General features: G+C 64.6%; 19 protein-coding genes. 8 read left to right on the top strand and 11 right to left on the bottom strand.

Going from position 1 to position 15,711, the window contains the following annotated elements:
* From WAO18_RS06260 to WAO18_RS06245, 4 genes are all read left to right on the top strand, one after another.
* On the top strand, positions 1-386 hold a 386-nt coding region (locus tag WAO18_RS06260), incomplete at its 5' end, for an SDR family NAD(P)-dependent oxidoreductase (protein ID WP_422204775.1).
* Positions 387-415: 29 nt separating this feature from the next.
* On the top strand, positions 416-1,699 hold the full coding sequence (locus WAO18_RS06255) for an acyl-CoA dehydrogenase family protein (protein WP_422204773.1): 1,284 nt from the start codon (positions 416-418) through the stop codon (positions 1,697-1,699).
* Between the two features lie 3 nt (positions 1,700-1,702).
* Positions 1,703-2,332: a TetR/AcrR family transcriptional regulator gene (locus WAO18_RS06250; protein WP_422204771.1), complete on the top strand. Its 630-nt coding sequence runs from the start codon at positions 1,703-1,705 to the stop codon at positions 2,330-2,332.
* The gene (locus WAO18_RS06245) at positions 2,332-3,306 is read left to right on the top strand and encodes an NADPH:quinone oxidoreductase family protein (RefSeq protein ID WP_422204769.1); all 975 of its coding nucleotides are present in this window, start codon (positions 2,332-2,334) and stop codon (positions 3,304-3,306) included. Before WAO18_RS06250 ends, WAO18_RS06245 begins: the two co-directional genes overlap by 1 nt.
* Here the strand turns inward: WAO18_RS06245 and WAO18_RS06240 are convergent.
* Positions 3,296-5,116 carry an alkyl/aryl-sulfatase gene (locus WAO18_RS06240; protein ID WP_422204767.1) on the bottom strand — a complete coding sequence of 607 codons (1,821 nt, stop codon included), beginning with the start codon at positions 5,114-5,116 and terminating at the stop codon, positions 3,296-3,298. The two genes, WAO18_RS06245 and WAO18_RS06240, sit on opposite strands and share 11 nt — an antisense overlap.
* Before the next feature lie 12 nt (positions 5,117-5,128).
* Positions 5,129-6,199, bottom strand: coding sequence for a diguanylate cyclase domain-containing protein (locus tag WAO18_RS06235; RefSeq protein ID WP_422204765.1), 1,071 nt, complete (start codon positions 6,197-6,199; stop codon positions 5,129-5,131).
* 257 nt (positions 6,200-6,456) lie between these two features.
* Here WAO18_RS06235 and WAO18_RS06230 point away from each other — a divergent pair, with 257 nt between their 5' ends.
* Entirely contained in the window at positions 6,457-6,945 is a 489-nt protein-coding gene (locus WAO18_RS06230) for a lipoprotein LpqH (protein ID WP_422204763.1), read from the top strand.
* 124 nt (positions 6,946-7,069) lie between these two features.
* On the opposite strand, the gene WAO18_RS06225 is transcribed toward WAO18_RS06230, so the two are convergent.
* From WAO18_RS06225 to WAO18_RS06190, 8 genes are all read right to left on the bottom strand, one after another.
* A complete protein-coding gene (locus WAO18_RS06225) occupies positions 7,070-8,539 on the bottom strand; it encodes a sensor histidine kinase (RefSeq protein ID WP_422204761.1) in 1,470 nt (489 codons plus the stop codon).
* 2 nt (positions 8,540-8,541) lie between these two features.
* On the bottom strand, positions 8,542-9,246 hold the full coding sequence (locus WAO18_RS06220; protein WP_422204783.1) for a response regulator transcription factor: 705 nt from the start codon (positions 9,244-9,246) through the stop codon (positions 8,542-8,544).
* A gap of 121 nt (positions 9,247-9,367) precedes the next feature.
* Positions 9,368-9,526 (bottom strand): DUF6131 family protein, encoded by a 159-nt coding sequence (locus WAO18_RS06215; RefSeq protein WP_422204759.1) that lies wholly within the window; start codon positions 9,524-9,526, stop codon positions 9,368-9,370.
* Positions 9,527-9,574: 48 nt separating this feature from the next.
* Positions 9,575-9,730, bottom strand: a complete 156-nt coding sequence (locus WAO18_RS06210) for a DUF6131 family protein (RefSeq protein WP_422204758.1) — start codon at positions 9,728-9,730, stop codon at positions 9,575-9,577.
* The gene (locus WAO18_RS06205) at positions 9,727-9,993 is read right to left on the bottom strand and encodes a hypothetical protein (RefSeq protein ID WP_422204756.1); all 267 of its coding nucleotides are present in this window, start codon (positions 9,991-9,993) and stop codon (positions 9,727-9,729) included. Before WAO18_RS06205 ends, WAO18_RS06210 begins: the two co-directional genes overlap by 4 nt.
* 218 nt (positions 9,994-10,211) lie before the next feature.
* A complete protein-coding gene (locus WAO18_RS06200; RefSeq protein WP_422204755.1) occupies positions 10,212-11,144 on the bottom strand; it encodes a class I SAM-dependent methyltransferase in 933 nt (310 codons plus the stop codon).
* A 73-nt stretch (positions 11,145-11,217) separates the two neighbouring features.
* Positions 11,218-11,628, bottom strand: a complete 411-nt coding sequence (locus WAO18_RS06195; protein ID WP_422204753.1) for an MmcQ/YjbR family DNA-binding protein — start codon at positions 11,626-11,628, stop codon at positions 11,218-11,220.
* Between the two features lie 4 nt (positions 11,629-11,632).
* Positions 11,633-12,016 carry a nuclear transport factor 2 family protein gene (locus tag WAO18_RS06190; protein ID WP_422204751.1) on the bottom strand — a complete coding sequence of 128 codons (384 nt, stop codon included), beginning with the start codon at positions 12,014-12,016 and terminating at the stop codon, positions 11,633-11,635.
* Between the two features lie 82 nt (positions 12,017-12,098).
* Between WAO18_RS06190 and WAO18_RS06185 the strand changes: the two genes are divergently transcribed.
* Together WAO18_RS06185 and WAO18_RS06180 are read left to right on the top strand one after the other, a co-directional pair.
* Positions 12,099-13,085, top strand: a complete 987-nt coding sequence (locus WAO18_RS06185; RefSeq protein ID WP_422204781.1) for a phosphotransferase family protein — start codon at positions 12,099-12,101, stop codon at positions 13,083-13,085.
* On the top strand, positions 13,082-14,260 hold the full coding sequence (locus WAO18_RS06180; protein ID WP_422204749.1) for an acyl-CoA dehydrogenase family protein: 1,179 nt from the start codon (positions 13,082-13,084) through the stop codon (positions 14,258-14,260). Before WAO18_RS06185 ends, WAO18_RS06180 begins: the two co-directional genes overlap by 4 nt.
* 3 nt (positions 14,261-14,263) lie before the next feature.
* On the opposite strand, the gene WAO18_RS06175 is transcribed toward WAO18_RS06180, so the two are convergent.
* Entirely contained in the window at positions 14,264-14,626 is a 363-nt protein-coding gene (locus tag WAO18_RS06175; protein ID WP_422204747.1) for an anti-sigma factor antagonist, read from the bottom strand.
* A gap of 161 nt (positions 14,627-14,787) precedes the next feature.
* Between WAO18_RS06175 and WAO18_RS06170 the strand changes: the two genes are divergently transcribed.
* Positions 14,788-15,693 (top strand): STAS domain-containing protein, encoded by a 906-nt coding sequence (locus tag WAO18_RS06170; protein ID WP_422204745.1) that lies wholly within the window; start codon positions 14,788-14,790, stop codon positions 15,691-15,693.
* The last annotated feature ends 18 nt before the right edge of the window (positions 15,694-15,711 follow it).

The following is a 15,711-nucleotide window of genomic DNA, read 5'->3' as shown; positions in this document are numbered from 1 at the left end:
TCCGGTTGTCCGCGTTGGTCGGCGAGCGGATGGTGGCGGCAGGCCGCGGGTCGATCATCAACGTCAGCACCTCGGGCTCACTGCGCCCGGCGCCCGACATCATCCCGTACGCATCGTCGAAGGCCGGACTCAACGCGATGACCGAGGGCTTCGCCCGGGCGTTCGGGCCGAAGGTCCGGGTCAACACCCTGATGGCCGGACCGTTCCTCACCGACGTCAGCAAGTCGTGGAATCTGGACCAGACCGCGCACAACCCGTTCGCCGGACTGTCGCTGCAGCGCGCCGGCGATCCATCCGAAATCATCGGAGCCGCACTGTTTTTGGCATCCGATGCAGCCAGCTTCACCACCGGCTCAATTGTGCGGGCCGACGGTGGGATCCCCTGATCTCCCCCTAAGACGTAGGAGTATTCGACATGGCGTGGGACTTCTCTACCGAACCCGATTTCGAGAAGAAGCTGCAATGGATCCGCGAGTTCGTCCGCGAGGAGGTCGAGCCGCTGGAGGTGATCTTCCCCGGCTGTGAGTTCCTGCCGCTCACTGACGAACGGCGCAAAATCGTCGACCCACTCAAGCAGCAGGTTCGCGATCAGGGACTGTGGGCCCCGCACCTGGGTCCAGAGCTCGGCGGGCAGGGCTTCGGCGCGGTCAAGCTCACGCTGATCAACGAAATCCTGGGCCGCAGCCCGTGGGCGCCGATCGTGTTCGGCACCCAGGCGCCCGACACCGGCAACGCCGAAATCATCGCCCGCTTCGGCACCCAGGGCCAGAAGGATCGCTACCTGTCCGGCTTGCTGTCCGGTGAGATCTTCTCCTGCTTCTCGATGACCGAGCCGCAGGGCGGTTCCGACCCCCGGGTCTTCACCACCCGCGCGGTCCAAGACGGCGACGACTGGGTGATCACCGGCCGAAAGTACTTCTCCAGCAACGCATCCGTCGCATCGTTCTTCATCGTCGTCGCGATCACCAATCCGGACGTTGCGGTACATCACGGCGCATCGACGTTCCTGATCCCGGCGGACACCCCGGGACTCAAGGTCGAGGCCAATCACCATCTGGTCGGCGCCGATCCGCACGAACCGGGCCATTCGCTGGTGCACTACAACGATGTGCGGGTCTCATCGGAGGCATTACTCGGTGAACCCGGCCAGGGCTTCCTGATTCTGCAGACCCGGTTGGCCGGCGGACGACTACACCACGCGATGCGTTCCATCGGCATGGCGCAACGCACTGTCGAGATGATGGCCCGCCGCGCGAAAAGCCGCTTCACCCAAGGTACTTTGCTCGCCGACAAGCAGCTGGTGCAGGAGTTCGTCGCCGACTCCTACACCGAGCTGACGCCCTTCCGGCTGACCGTGCTGCACGCCGCATGGCTGATCGACAGCGGCGACGAGCACGGCGCCCGCGCCGAGATCGCGACGTGCAAGATTCTGGCATCGCAAGTGCTGAAATCGATTGCGCTGCGGGCAATTCAGGTGCACGGTGCAATCGGGCTGACCGATCAGATGCCGCTGGTCAACGTCCTGCTGGGTGGTATTGCGCTGGGCCTGGCCGACGGACCGACCGAGGCACACAAGGTCAACCTGGCCCGGATGCTGCTCAAGGGTGTCGAGGCCGAGAGCCCGGAGTGGCCGAGCGAGATGTTGGACGTCCGCCGCGAGGCCGTCCGCGCCAAATACGGTGCGCTAGTTGACCAGTAGCAAGTGACCACTAACCCAGCGACCACTAGCCGGGTCACCGCGGCTGTCGAACGAGCCCTCGACGACCGTCAACGGGAGGCCACCGAGGAGGTCGAACGCATCCTCGCTGCGGCCGTTCGGGTGATGGAGCGAGTGGCTCCGGAAACGCCGCGGGTCAGCGACATCGTCGCCGAGGCCGGCTCGTCGAACAAGGCGTTCTACCGCTACTTCGCCGGCAAGGACGATGTGATCCTCGCGGTGATGGAGCGCGGCGTCGCGATCGTCGTCTCGTATCTGCAGCACCAGATGACCAAGGAGCGCACAGCGGCGGGTCAGGTGCGGCGCTGGATCGAGGGCGCGCTCGCGCAGGTCGCCGACCCCCACCTGATCAGCATGAGTCGCGCTGCCGCAGGCCAGGTTTCGCTGACTACCGACTGGCGGGCCGCGGACGACGCGATCATGCGGCCGATGCGCGACCTGTTGATCGAACCGATTACGGCGCTGGCCAGCAAGGATGTGCACCGCGACGCCGACGTGGTGTTTCATTGCACGGTCTCGGCCATGCGGCGCTATCTGGATTCCGCCCAACGGCCGGGCCCGGCCGACGTCGATCACTTGGCGCGGTTCTGTCTGCGCGGACTGGGTGTCGGCTGATGCGCGCTTTGATGTGCCGCTCCTACGGTCCGCCGGAAGACCTTGTGCTCGAGGACGTCGCAGATCCGGTGCCGGGACCGGGTCAAGTGGTGGTGCGGGTGCATGCGGCGGCGGTCAACTTCCCCGACGTGCTGGTGATCGAGGGCAAGTATCAAGTCAAATTCCCGGTGCCGTTCTCCCCGGGCAGCGAGCTGGCCGGCGAGGTCATCGCGGCCGGCGAGGGTGTCTCTTTCCGCCCGGGTCAACGGGTTTCGGCCACCACACCCTTCGGGGCGTTCGCCGAGCAGGCACTACTGCACTCGGCCATGGTGACCGAAATACCCGACGATGTCGATTTCGTGTCCGCGGCGGCGTTCGGCGTCACCTATCGCACGGCGTATCACGCGCTGCGCTCGATCGCCGGTGTCGCACCGGGCGACTGGGTGGTCATCCTCGGCGCCGCCGGGGGCGTGGGCCTGGCGGCTGTCGATCTGGCGGTGGCCATGAAGGCCCGGGTGCTGGCCGCCGCGTCGAGTCCGGACAAGCTCGCACTGTGCCGGAAGCGCGGCGCGGAGGCGACGGTCGATTACGACCGGGAGGATCTGAAGAGCCGTATCCGCGAGCTCACCGGCGACGCCGCGCGAGTGGTGCTCGACCCGGTCGGGGGACCCTATGCGGAGCCGGCGCTGCGCGGACTTGCCCGGGGCGGGACGTTCATCACCCTCGGTTACGCCGCAGGCGCGATCCCGTCCATTCCGCTGAACCTGGTCCTGCTCAAGGGAATCACGATCCGCGGCATGGAAATCCGCGCGTTCGTAAGCGATCGGCCGGAGGACTGCGCACGAGACATGCGGGAGCTGACGCAGATGTTCGCGACCGGTGCGATCCGGCCATACATCGGCGCGCGGTTCCCACTGACCGACGCCGCAGTAGCGTTGCGGCATATGGCCGACCGCAAGGCGATCGGCAAGATCGTCATCGACGTCACGGCGTGATGATGTTGAACGACGGATCGGGCCGGTCGACGATACCCAGGAACTGTTGCAGGGCTGTCTGGTCACCGGACACCTCCACATCCGCTGAGCTGAAATCGCCCGTCGCCAGCATCAGCAGACGAAATGCGTTGTCCAACTTGATCGTCACGGTCGCGGTTGCGGAATCCGCGGCCACCCGGCGGTGCACCAGCACGCCGTGGCGCAGCGCGAGACGGTAATTGTCGTCGGCAATCGTGACGTCGATGGCGATGTCCAAATCCCATGCCTTCGGCCCGTTCACGCTGATCGCCAGGCCGTCGAAGATCTGCTCCGGCGTCAGTTGCGACAACAGTGAGGGCGAGGACGCTTGTGTGGCGGTGCCGAAGTTGCCGTCGCGCAGCTCGGTTGCTCCGGACAGGAAGAAGTTGCGCCACGTCGCGTTTTCGGCACCGTAGGCCAACTGCTCCAAGGTGTCGGCGAGCAGCGTGCGGGCACCGGGGTGGCTGCTGTCGGCGAACACTGCGTGATCTAACAACGTTGCAGCCCAACGGAAGTCGCCAGAGTCAAAGGCTTGTTGAGCGAGCTCGACCACCCGGTCGATGCCACCAATCGCGTCGACGTACCGGCCCGCCAGTGCTTCCGGCGGGTGCGGCCACAGCCGGGCCGGGTTGCCGTCGAACCAGCCCATGTAGCGCTGGTAGACGGCTTTGACGTTATGGCTGACCGAGCCGTAGTAGCCGTGGGTGTGCCACGCCTTGTCCAGCGCCGGAGGCATCTGCAGCATCTCGGCGATCTCACTGCCGGTGTGCCCCTGGTTGAGTAGCCGCAGGGTCTGGTCGTGCAGGTAGGCGTACAGATCGCGTTGCAGCGAGAGGAATTCGACGACCCGCTCGCGCCCCCAGGTCGGCCAGTGATGCGAGGCGAACACCACATCGGCTCGATCCGCGAAGGTGTCGATCGCCTCGGTCAGATATCCCGACCAGGCATGCGGATCACGCACCAATGCGCCACGCAGCGTCAACAGGTTGTGCAGGTTGTGGGTGGCGTTCTCGGCCATGCACAGTGCGCGGAATCGCGGGAAATAGAAGTGCATCTCGGCCGGGGCTTCGGTACCGGGTGCCATCTGAAACTCGATCTCGACTCCGTCGATGGTCTGCGTTTCGCCGGTGCTGCGGATGTCGACGGTCGGGACGATCAGCGCTACCTCACCTTGCGAAGGCGCTTGGCCCAGACCGCATCCGACATGCTTCTGCGGCCCACGCGCCAGCAGGGTGCCGTACATGTAGGTGGCGCGCCGCGCCATGGCTGGGCCGGCATAGACGTTCTCCTGCACGACGTGTCCGGTGAATCCCTCCGGAGCCAGCACGGCCACCTTGCCCGCGTCCACATCGGCCTGGGAGGTGACGCCTAGCACGCCGCCGAAGTGATCGACGTGGCTATGGGTGTAGATGACCGCGACGACGGGCCGGTCGCCACGGTGCGTGCGGTACAGCTGCAGCGCCGCGGCCGCCACCTCGGTCGAGACCAACGGGTCTATGACGATGAGACCCGTGTCGCCCTCGACGAAGCTGATGTTCGACAGGTCCAGGCCGCGAACCTGATAGATGCCCGGCACGACCTCGTACAGGCCTTGCTTGGCGGTCAGCATGCACTGACGCCACAGGCTCGGATGTACCGATGGCGGCGCCTCGCCGGTGAGGAACGAATAGGCGTCGTTGTCCCAGACCACCCGCCCGTCGGAGGCTTTGACGACGCAGGGCGTCAGCGCGCCGATAAAGCCCCGGTCGGCGTCGGCGAAGTCGGCGGTGTCGTCGAACGACAGCGTGTCCACCGGCTCATCATTTCAGCCTTGCTCCCCCGCTGGACCGTAGATCGCACACCTGGCTCCGCCGGCGCGCTTGGCCTCATACATCGCCTCGTCGGCGTTCCTGATCACGTCATCGATGGAAAAGTGCGGATCGTCGGCGGGATGCCAGGCGACACCGACACTGGCGGTCAGTGCAACGCCGTCGACCTCACCTTGGGTCAGTGGATCCAGTCGACTCAGCAAGACCGATGTGTCGTCGCGGCCCTTAGCAAAGGCTACGAGCACGAATTCGTCGCCGCCAATACGTGCGGCGATTTCATTCTCCCGGGCCAGCGATTGCAACGTTCTGGCCAAACTCAGCAGTGCCTCATCGCCGGCGGAATGACCGTGCCCGTCGTTGAATGCTTTGAATCGGTCGATATCGCACACGGCGATCACGACGCTGGCCGGCTCAGTTCGCCGGAGGGCGGCGGCTACTGCCGCGTGCATCCCTCGCCGGTTGCACAGTCCCGTCAACGGGTCGTGATGGGCCGACTGCGCGGTCCTTCGGATCGAGCTGCGGCCGATGTCGATCAGGACCAGACCACCGAGAGGTACGGCGACAGTCCAGACCAGTGCGGGCATGAATACCACGAACAACCCCAGAACAGTCTCGTGCTCGACCAGCAACGCCCAACCGGTGATACCGGCTATAACCGCACCGCAAAAACAGCAGTGCGCCAGCAGAATTCGACCACCAAGAAGGAAGCCAACGTAGGCGCCGATCAGCCCCAGGTAGAGCGTCGTGCACAATCGGGCGTGCGGTGTCGACATCGTGATCGCGGCGATTGACAGCGCCGCGTCAGCCCAGACGACAAAGGCTACTGCCTGTCCATAACGCGGCCATGGCCGCAGCAGCCACCACAGGCCGACGACCACCGCGGACACCGCAACAGCCGCCTGTAGAGATCGGCGCACCACACCATCGGGGCCGGCCGGAGCGAATTGAATGATCACGCCCACACCCGCCAGCGCGAAGCAGCACAACGCAACAAGCCCGGTGAACGTCTGCAACATCCGGCTTTCGCGCATCGCCGCTGCCGCGAAATGGAACTCGCGCCGACCCATTCCGCCCTCCCAGAGAATGTCGAGGACTAGGTAAACACTATCGCGGAATGTCCAACATTTAAGCGGACCGGGCTTCGACACCGTTTTCCGCAAACCCGCCAAAAGCCCGTCTGCAAATGTCCGCAAAACGGACGTCAGGCCATCTCAACAGCGAGCTTAATTTGCTTAAATCGCTATCCGCGGTTCCAGCAAACCTGCATACTGCCGAAACGGCCCGTCAACGCTGACGGGCCGCCACAACAACAGAGGAGAACCGGGTGAAGCGTTCAGTAACGGTCGCGGCGGCGGCGACGGCGATTGTCGTCGTGGGCCTGTCTGGCTGTTCGAGCAATAAGTCGTCGACGAGCGGGTCGACCGCATCGTCGAACGGGAGCACCGCGGCCGCGTCCGGCTCAAGTGGCTCTTCGACAGCGAAGGTGACCATCGACGGCAAGGACCAGAACGTGCAAGGCACAGTCGCCTGCACCACCGCCGCCGGCACCGTCAACATCGCCATCGGTGGAGCACAGACCGGCATCGGCGTGGTATTGACCGACGCCTCCCCTCCGTCGGTGAAGTCGGTCGGGCTGGGCAACGTCGGCGGCGTGACGCTTGGCTACACCCCGGGCGTTCCCGGCGCGGGCAACGCCACCGCCACCAAGGACGGCAGCAAGTACAAGATCAGCGGGACCGCGACCGGGGTGGACATGGCCAACCCGATGCAGCCTGTCAACAAGCCCTTCGAAATCGATGTGACCTGCCCCTAGGGCCCCAGTCTCTAGGGCAAGGCCTCAATCGAATCGCACCGGTGCGACAGCGATGACCCGGCGTCGCTGTCGCGCCTATGGGTTTGGCCCCCATGGCGTCCAACCCTGTTGTGTGTCTTGGGTTTCAGGCATCAGCCAGCGGCAGTCTCACAATGAATTCAGTGTGCCCAGGCGCACTGTCCAAAGTGATAGTGCCGTTGTGTGCCTTCACCACCGCGGAGACGATAGCCAGGCCCAGTCCCGTGCTGCCACCCTTGCGGGATCGCGATGTATCGCCACGGGCGAATCGCTCGAACACTTCCGACTGCAGCTGCTCCGGTATTCCGGGCCCGTTGTCGCGCACGCTCAGCGCGGCATGCGTTGCGTCCGAATGCAATCGCGTGGTCACCACCGTTCCGGCAGCGGTATGCACGCGGGCGTTGGCCAGTAAGTTGGCCAACACCTGATGCAGCCTGGCCGCATCGCCTAAGACCGTCACCGGCTCTTCGGGTAGAACGAGCTCCCACTGATGGTCCGGACCGGCGACATGCGCGTCGCTGACCGCATCGACGGCCACCCGCGACAGGTCCACCGATTCGCGTTCCAGCGGGCGGCCGGAGTCCAGCCGGGCCAGCAGCAGTAGGTCCTCCACGAGATGAGTCATTCGCTCGGTTTCGGACTGCACGCGGCTCATCGCATGCGCCACCGCGTCGGTGTCGTCTCCTACTCGTTGGGCCAGCTCGGTATAACCGCGGATAGCGGCCAACGGGGTGCGCAGCTCGTGGCTGGCATCGGCGACGAATTGGCGCACCCGCGTCTCGCTGGCCTGCCGGGCAGACAGCGCGCCGGCGATATGGTCGAGCATCCGGTTGAGCGCGGAGCCGAGTTGACCAACTTCGGTGCGCGGGTTGGCATCTGACTCGAGCACCCGCACCGGCAGTGCGACTTCGCCGCGGTCCAGTGGCAGATCGGCGACCTCGCCGGCGGTCTGGGCCACTCGGCGCAACGGCGCCAGCGCGCGCCGGATGATCACGATGCCGGCGGTGGTGGCGGCCGCCACGGCGATCACAGTGACGACACCGAAGATCAGCAGGACGCGGATCATCGTCGCGTCGACGTCGGACATGGACAGGCCGGTGATGACCACGTCGCCGCTGCGCCGGGCGATCGCTGCGACCACCCGATAACGTCCCAAGCCGTCGACATCGCGGGTCACCGGTGAACGGTTGACCGGGATAGCGCTCAACTCCGATCGTGCGGTGTCGGTCAATGCGGCACGACCCCCGGCCGTGGTCAGATAGCCGGCGTCAATCCCGGCGCCCTTGCTCACGACAGCCGCGACCATACCCACCGGCTGGCCGGGAGCATCCAGAAAAACCGGACCCGGGCCCGGCCGCGGGAAGGGCCGCAGGTGATGCCGCCACGGCGCCGACGGCGGCTCGGCGAATATCCGCACCGAGCGTTGTGAGGCGTCGTTCAGCTGAGTATCGAGCTGTGCGACCAGGTATCGGTACAGCGCGAGCTCGGTCGCCGCGCCGATCCCGACACACACGATGGCAAGGACCACGACTTGGCCGACCAACAACCGAAAGCGAAGGGACGAAGCCCCGCCCATGGCTAGCGAGCCGGCTTGAGGACGTAGCCGGCGCCGCGCAACGTATGGATCATCGGCTCGCGCCCGCTGTCGATCTTCTTGCGCAGGTACGAGATATACAGCTCGACGATGTTGGAGCGGCCACCGAAGTCGTAGCTCCACACCCTGTCCAGGATCTGTGCCTTGCTCAGCACTCTCTTGGAGTTGCGCATCATGAAGCGCAACAGCTCGAACTCGGTGGACGTCAAGGAAACTGGCTCACCGGCGCGGGTCACCTCGTGGCTGTCCTCGTTCAGCACCAGATCGCCGACGACGAGCTGTGCGCCGCTGTCCTCCGTCGTCACTCCGGTGCGCCGCAGTAATGCCCGCAATCGCAGCACCACTTCTTCCAGGCTGAACGGCTTGGTGACGTAGTCGTCGCCGCCGGCGGTGAGTCCGGCGATGCGGTCCTCGACGGCGTCCTTTGCGGTCAACAGCAGCACCGGGAGTTGCGGGCTCTCCTCGCGGAGTTTCCGTAATACGTCGAGACCACTCATGTCGGGCAACATCACGTCAAGAACGACGACGTCCGGCCGTTGCGATCGCGCGGCGTCCAGGGCTGCCGCGCCGTCACCGGCTGTGGCGATGTTCCAGCCTTCGTAACGCAAAGCCATCGATACCATCTCGGCGAGGACGGCCTCGTCGTCGACCACCAGCACATTGATTGGATTACCGTCCGCGCGACGCATGACGACGCGCTCGACGGGGGCTTGGGGTTGGCTCACAACTACCCAGTATGCGCAGCCCGATGAGGCATTGCTATGGGTCGTCTATGTCCCAGCTGTGAGCCAACCTCGAGGGGTCAGCGGCTCAATACCAGACTTTTCGACCACCTACCGGGCGACCGGCGGCGCCGAGAATCCACAGGATCACACCGATGACCACGAGAATGCCGCCGATCGTGTACAAGATGCTGAGGCTTGGCACGAAATATCCGATGACGATTAAAACGATCCCGAGCACAATCATGATTACTCCATTTCAATGTTCAAATGAGCGGTTTGATTTGGTAAAGCGTCAGTACCAGTAGCGCCTGCCGCCGACCGGACGGCCGACGGAACCGAGGACCCACAGCACCGCCCCGATAACCAGCAAGATGATGCCGATTGTTTGCAGCACAGCCACCTTGAGGACGAATCCCAGGATCAGCAGGATGATGCCCAGGGCGATCATGACGCCTCCGTTCCAATCAGGTTGTCGATGTCCATGGCGGGCATCGAACTGGGTTGCGGCAGATGACAATCGGTCACCTTCGGGTTGACACCCGCGTAGTTCAGGGGACCCGCAATTACCGTGACTGCGATAGTGCCAAGAGAGGCACAGTTTTGATCTGTGTTCTTCAGGTAGTCCCGTTGAAATGCGGCTATGACGCCAATCACCAACCAGACCACCACAATCGCACTTATTAAACCTCCGCCACGCATCCTGACCTCCATCAATGTCGGGCAAAACCGTAGAGCAGAGCTAAGGTACCCAGGGCGTCAAATGTCCAAACATTTGGACGCAACATCTGAAACACCGACAAGGAACCCGGGTCGTCCTTGGCGCTGTTCAGCGGGTTTACCAAATTCGTTGCGTAATAAAGGTACCCGGGTACAGGAAAATCAAGCGGCCTGAAATGGCCCGGCCCATGTGGCCTTACCGGCTCAGCAAATCAGGATCGCCGCGCGGACACGAAAACTGTTGGCGGCAGCACATCGTCGCCGGGGATTGGGCGCCCGTACCGGGCCAGCAGATCGGCCATGCCGATCTGCGACGCATCCCAGCCGTGCGCGCTCAGCCAGTCGGTTACGTCGGTGCGCTCCTCCGGGTACCAGAGGTCTTCGACGTCGGGGATCTCCGCGTCGAGCACCTCGGCGGCCGCCGCGCGCAAACGCTTCGTCTGCGCGCGCTGGCTCGCCAGCAGTTCAGGGTCAACTGCGCTCTTCGCGGGGGCGTTGGTCGCCAGCCGGCTCCCGCTCACGCTCAGCGAGTCGATCCGTTCGAACAGCAGATCTTGCCCCGCGGCGGGCAGGTAGCGCAGCAGCCCCTCGGCCGACCACGCCGTCGGCAGGGATGCGTCAAAGCCCGCTTCCCGCAATGCCGTTGGCCAGTCTTCACGGAGATCCACCGCAACGCTCGCCAACTGTGCGGTCGGCTGCGCACCGCGGCGTTGCAGGGTGCTCGACTTGAAATCCAGAACCTTCGTCTGGTCCAGTTCGTACACCGTGGTCCCGTCCGGCCACGGCAGCCGCCAGGAGCGCGCGTCCAAACCTGCGGCGAGGATGACGACTTGACGAAGACCGGATGAGGCCGCGTCGAGGAAGAACTCGTCGAACCACGCGGTGCGCACCGCCATGAAATCGACCATCACCTGCATGTGAGCCTGCAGATCGGGAGCCCGCTCCTTGATCTGGGCCGACAACCTTGGATCAGCGGTCAGACTCCACATACCTTCGCCGGCCGCCTCCAGAAACGCGCGCGCGAACGGATCCCGGATCAGTGGGTTCGCGCTCTCGGTTTCAGCGGCCCGGGCCGCGGCCACCCCCAGCGCCGTCGACCCAACGCTCTCGGTGATCTCCCAGGAATCGTTGTCGGTCCGCGGCATCGCATTTCCTCCCGTTAGTAGCCAGTACCGGACACTACGCGTGCCGGCTGTGAGAAAGCTGGGCCGAGGATCGTCAGCGGTGCGCGGCGATCCACTGTTCTGCACGGCGTTTCGACGCCCGTGACAACCAGCCATCTTGAATGAGCTCTGCGAGTTCCGTTCTGCTGACGTCTGCCAACCGGGCAGCACGGATCAGCACCGACGGGTGGTCGTCGAACCGGTTGGTGCTGAAAAACGGCGATTGCGGGTCCTGCACCAACGCCATCTTGTCGCTCTCGGAGTCCACCCAGATCATGATCACGTCGGCGTACCGTTCGCCGGTCTCGGGATCTGCGGCGTCAGGTTGCGGCGTGCGGAAGAAGACGAACGACTTCCCGCCAACCTGGTAGATCGCGTTGCCCTTGGGGCCCTCGATGCGCTTGGTGTGCGGCATGCCTGCGGCGATCTCGTGAACGTCGCTCAGCCGAGCCGGTCGATCCGTCATAAGGCTACTGCTGCAACGCTTCTGCCATCAACGGCATGATCGCCTGCAACCCTTTCAGCGGCCGGATCATCACCTTGAACGACACGATCCGCTCGTCGTCGTCCCAGTGGATCATGTCGATCCCGTTGACGTAGACACCGTCGATGGTCGCGGCGAACTCGAGGATCGCCGACCTCTCTTCGTACCAGTGTCCGGTGTAGTGAAAGTCGCTATCACCGAAGACTTTTGCGGCGGCCTTAAGGTACTTCGCGGTCTTGTCACGACCTTCCTGCGGGGTGAACACCGCCGGCGAGTAGAACACGGCGTCGTCGGCGAGCAGGGCGTCCAGCTCGTTTGTACGACCGGTCTTGATGATCGAGATCCAACGCTCGATGACGGATGTCGACATACCACGATTTTTGCAGATCCCGCCCCGTAGTAGCTTCAGCTTCGTGGAGGAGCTCACCGCCCCGGACGGCCTGGCCGAGTGGATGTCGCAGCAGGGGCTAGGCGATGGCCCGCTGGAGCAGGTGTCCCCGATCACCGGCGGAACGCAGAACATCATGTTGCGGTTCACCCGATCGGGCCGGCCGTATGTGCTGCGCCGTGGGCCCAAGCATCTGCGACCGCGCAGCAACGTCGTGATCATGCGGGAGACGCAGGTGCTGGCTGCGTTGGCCGGGACCGACGTGCCACATCCTCACCTGATCGCCCGCTGCGACGACCCTGCCGTGCTCGGCGACGCGGTCTTCTATCTGATGGAGCCCATCGACGGGTTCAACGCCGGCCAGGAATTGCCGGAGCTGCATGCCGCCGACCCGGCGGTGCGATTCAAGATGGGACTGTCGATGGCCGACGCGCTGGCCAAACTCGGAGCGGTCGACCATGGCGCGGTCGGGCTCAGCGACTACGGCAAGCCGGACGGTTTCCTGGAACGCCAAGTGCCACGCTGGCTTTCGGAATTGGAGTCCTACAAGGAGTTCGAAAACTATCCCGGCCCAGACATTCCCGGCGTCGACGACGTCGCCAGGTGGCTCGAACAAGGCCGGCCGGCCCAGTGGAGTCCGGGCATCATGCACGGCGACTACCACGCGGCCAATGTGATGTTCTCTCGCACCGGGCCCGAGGTGGTCGCGATCGTCGACTGGGAGATGTCCACGATCGGCGATCCGCTGCTCGATCTCGGCTGGCTGCTGGCCACCTGGGGACAGTCCGCGGCGTTCGGCGGCACGCTTTTCGACAAGGGCGGGCTGGCCGCGACCAGCGACCTGGTGGAGCAGTACGCCCGCAACACCACCCGCGACCTGTCGCACATCACCTGGTACACGGTGCTGGCCTGCTTCAAGCTGGGCATCGTGCTGGAGGGCACGCTGGCCAGGGCCAGCGCCGGCAAGGCACCGCAGGAAGTCGGCGACCTGCTCCACGAAGCCACCGTGCGATTGTTCGAACAGGCACTCACATTGATGGACACCGCATGATCGATTTCGACATACCCGCCGACACCGCGGCGCTACGTGACCAAATCCGCGCGTTCGTCAGCGACAAGATCGTGCCGTACGAGACCGATCCTCGCTTGACCCGCCACGGTCCCGACGGCGCGCTGCGCACCGAGCTGGTGGAGCTGGCTCGCGGCGCGGGATTGCTGACTTTCCAGGCGCCCAAGCGTTTCGGCGGCCGCGAGCCGTCGCACCGCGATCAGGCGGTGCTGTTCGAGGCCGCCGGTTGGTCGACGCTCGGCCCGATCGCGCTCAACTGCGCCGCTCCCGATGAAGGCAATATGTTTCTGTTGGGCCGGGTCGCCGACGACCAGCAGGTCGAGCAGTTCCTGGTGCCGGTGATCGACGGTCGACAGCGGTCGGTGTTCGCGATGACCGAACCCGGCGGCGCCGGTTCGGATCCCAACCAGCTGGCCACCACGGCGGACTTCGACGGCAGCCACTACGTGATCAACGGCCACAAGTGGTTGATCACCGGCGCCAACGGCGCCCGGACGTGGATCATCATGGCCCGCGTCGCCCCGAATCCGCACGGCCCGGACGGCCCGACACTGTTCCTCTGTGAGGGTGGCACCGCGGGCATCGAGATCGAGCGGGTGATGAACACCATGGACCGCAACTACGTCGAAGGCCATGGCGTCGTACGGTTCACCGATTTACGGCTGCCCGCTTCGGCGGTGCTCGGCGAGGTTGGCCACGCATTCCGCTATGCCCAGATGCGGCTGGCGCCGGCGCGGCTGACGCACTGCATGCGCTGGCTCGGTGCGGCCTGTCGCGCCCAGTCGATCGCGGTACAGCACGCCCGCGAGCGCACCGCGTTCGGCAAGACGCTCGGTGAGCATCAAGGCGTGAGCTTCATGATCGCCGACAACGAAATCGCTTTGCAGCAATGCAGACTCGCGATCTGGTGGGCCTGCTGGACCCTGGATACCGGTGATCGGGGCACCGGCCGACACGAGAGCTCAATGGTCAAGGCCTACGTATCAGAGGAGCTGTTCAAGGTCGCCGACCGCTGCGTCCAAATCCTTGGCGGCATCGGCATTTCCGACGAGACACCGGTTGGGATGATCTTCTCCGATATGCGGGCGTTCCGGCTGTACGACGGCCCGACCGAAGTGCACAAGTATGCGATCGCCCGTCAAGTGCTGCGCCCGTAAGCGCTAGTCGGGAGTTGGAGCCAGCGCGCTCAATGCCTCATCCAGCGTCGGGTACAACGAGATGACGTTGTCCAGGCTGGTCAACTGGATAGGTCTGCTCGACGCCGGATTGTCAGCCACCACGGCGACCTGGCTCGTCTTGCCAATCTTTTCCTGGGTGGTCGCCAATATCCTCAGACCTACCGATGCCATAAAGCGCACGCCGGAAAGCTCGAGCACCAGGGCGGTTGGATCTTCCTCGAGCGCTTCCGCTATCGCCGCTTCAAAGGCAGGCGCGGTGCTCAAATCGATTTCGCCGCCGATGCTCACCACCGCGACACCTTCCCGGTGCGCGACAGAGGTAGTGATCGGGTCCGCAGCAGACAACGGCCATCCTTCATCTGCAGTCAGGTCGCTCGTGGCGGATCGGTGCCGACCCTCTCCGCCGTCGCAAATTCGCTGAAATAGTACTTCAACGGCCGTCGCCGCGACGCTCAGTTAGTCTGATGCGCGGGACTGGTGTCCAACGCGGAGGTCCGGGAGGGTCAATGTCGGATCAGTCAACAGATCTTTCGTCAGCGGGCGGCGCCGGCCAGCCGTCGGCAGTTTCGGGTGCGGGATTGCTGCTGCCGCAGTTGGTGCAGCACTTGAGACAAAACCGTACGGCGTTGCGCGAGGAATGGGCCCGCCGGATCACCGAGGCCGAGTTGCTCACGGCGATGTCGCCCGAGGAGATCTTCTCCGAGGCGACGACGGTGTACGACAGCTACGTCGAGGTACTCGAGACCGGTAGCGTCGAGGCGCTACAGGACTACGCACGCGACTTGTCCGAACGCATCATTCCCCGTGGCGTGGAAACCAATGAGGTCGTCGGCATCGTGCTGCTGCTGCGCGACGTGCTGGCCAGGTCGCTGTTTGAGAAGTACCAGACGGACTTCGACCTGCTGAATCGGGTGCTCGACGCCTACGAGCCCGCGGCCAACCGGATCGCCAACACCGTCGCCGTCGGCTTCGTGCAGGAACGCGAGCGCATCATCCGACAGCAGCAGGAGGCCATCCGTGAGCTGTCGACGCCGGTGCTGCAGGTGCGCGAGCAGTTGCTGATCCTGCCGATCATCGGTGTACTCGACAGCCAGCGCGCGCGCCAGGTCACCGAGCAACTGCTGCGGGCTATTCGCGCCAACCGGGCCAAGGTCGTCGTCATCGACATCACCGGTGTGCCCACCATCGACTCGACGGTGGCGAACCACCTCGTGCAGACCGTCGACGCGTCCGGCTTGATGGGTGCCAGCGTGATCATCACCGGTCTGTCATCCGAGATCGCACTCACGCTGGTGACGATCGGGCTGGATCTCTCCAAGATGAACGCCGTCGGCGACCTGCAGGGCGGCATCGAGGAGGCCGAGCACCTGCTGGGTTACGAAGTCACACGCGCCGGTGAGCAGACAACCTAATCGCCACGATCGTCGCGA

Source organism: Mycobacterium sp. (assembly GCF_049278535.1).
In the GTDB taxonomy this organism is placed as follows: Bacteria; Actinomycetota; Actinomycetes; order Mycobacteriales; family Mycobacteriaceae; genus Mycobacterium.
This window is presented reverse-complemented; position numbering and strand designations above follow the sequence as displayed.

Coding starts and splice junctions, on each gene's coding strand:
- WAO18_RS06245 (WP_422204769.1), top strand. CDS start 2,332: ATGCGCGCTTTGATGTGCCGCTCCTACGGTCCGCCGGAAGACCTTGTG.
- WAO18_RS06215 (WP_422204759.1), bottom strand. CDS start 9,526: ATGATTGTGCTCGGGATCGTTTTAATCGTCATCGGATATTTCGTGCCA.
- WAO18_RS06225 (WP_422204761.1), bottom strand. CDS start 8,539: ATGGGCGGGGCTTCGTCCCTTCGCTTTCGGTTGTTGGTCGGCCAAGTC.
- WAO18_RS06205 (WP_422204756.1), bottom strand. CDS start 9,993: ATGGAGGTCAGGATGCGTGGCGGAGGTTTAATAAGTGCGATTGTGGTG.
- WAO18_RS06195 (WP_422204753.1), bottom strand. CDS start 11,628: ATGACGGATCGACCGGCTCGGCTGAGCGACGTTCACGAGATCGCCGCA.
- WAO18_RS06170 (WP_422204745.1), top strand. CDS start 14,788: ATGTCGGATCAGTCAACAGATCTTTCGTCAGCGGGCGGCGCCGGCCAG.
- WAO18_RS06210 (WP_422204758.1), bottom strand. CDS start 9,730: ATGATCGCCCTGGGCATCATCCTGCTGATCCTGGGATTCGTCCTCAAG.
- WAO18_RS06255 (WP_422204773.1), top strand. CDS start 416: ATGGCGTGGGACTTCTCTACCGAACCCGATTTCGAGAAGAAGCTGCAA.
- WAO18_RS06220 (WP_422204783.1), bottom strand. CDS start 9,246: ATGCGTCGCGCGGACGGTAATCCAATCAATGTGCTGGTGGTCGACGAC.
- WAO18_RS06235 (WP_422204765.1), bottom strand. CDS start 6,199: ATGGGTCGGCGCGAGTTCCATTTCGCGGCAGCGGCGATGCGCGAAAGC.
- WAO18_RS06200 (WP_422204755.1), bottom strand. CDS start 11,144: ATGCCGCGGACCGACAACGATTCCTGGGAGATCACCGAGAGCGTTGGG.
- WAO18_RS06185 (WP_422204781.1), top strand. CDS start 12,099: ATGTCGCAGCAGGGGCTAGGCGATGGCCCGCTGGAGCAGGTGTCCCCG.
- WAO18_RS06180 (WP_422204749.1), top strand. CDS start 13,082: ATGATCGATTTCGACATACCCGCCGACACCGCGGCGCTACGTGACCAA.
- WAO18_RS06190 (WP_422204751.1), bottom strand. CDS start 12,016: ATGTCGACATCCGTCATCGAGCGTTGGATCTCGATCATCAAGACCGGT.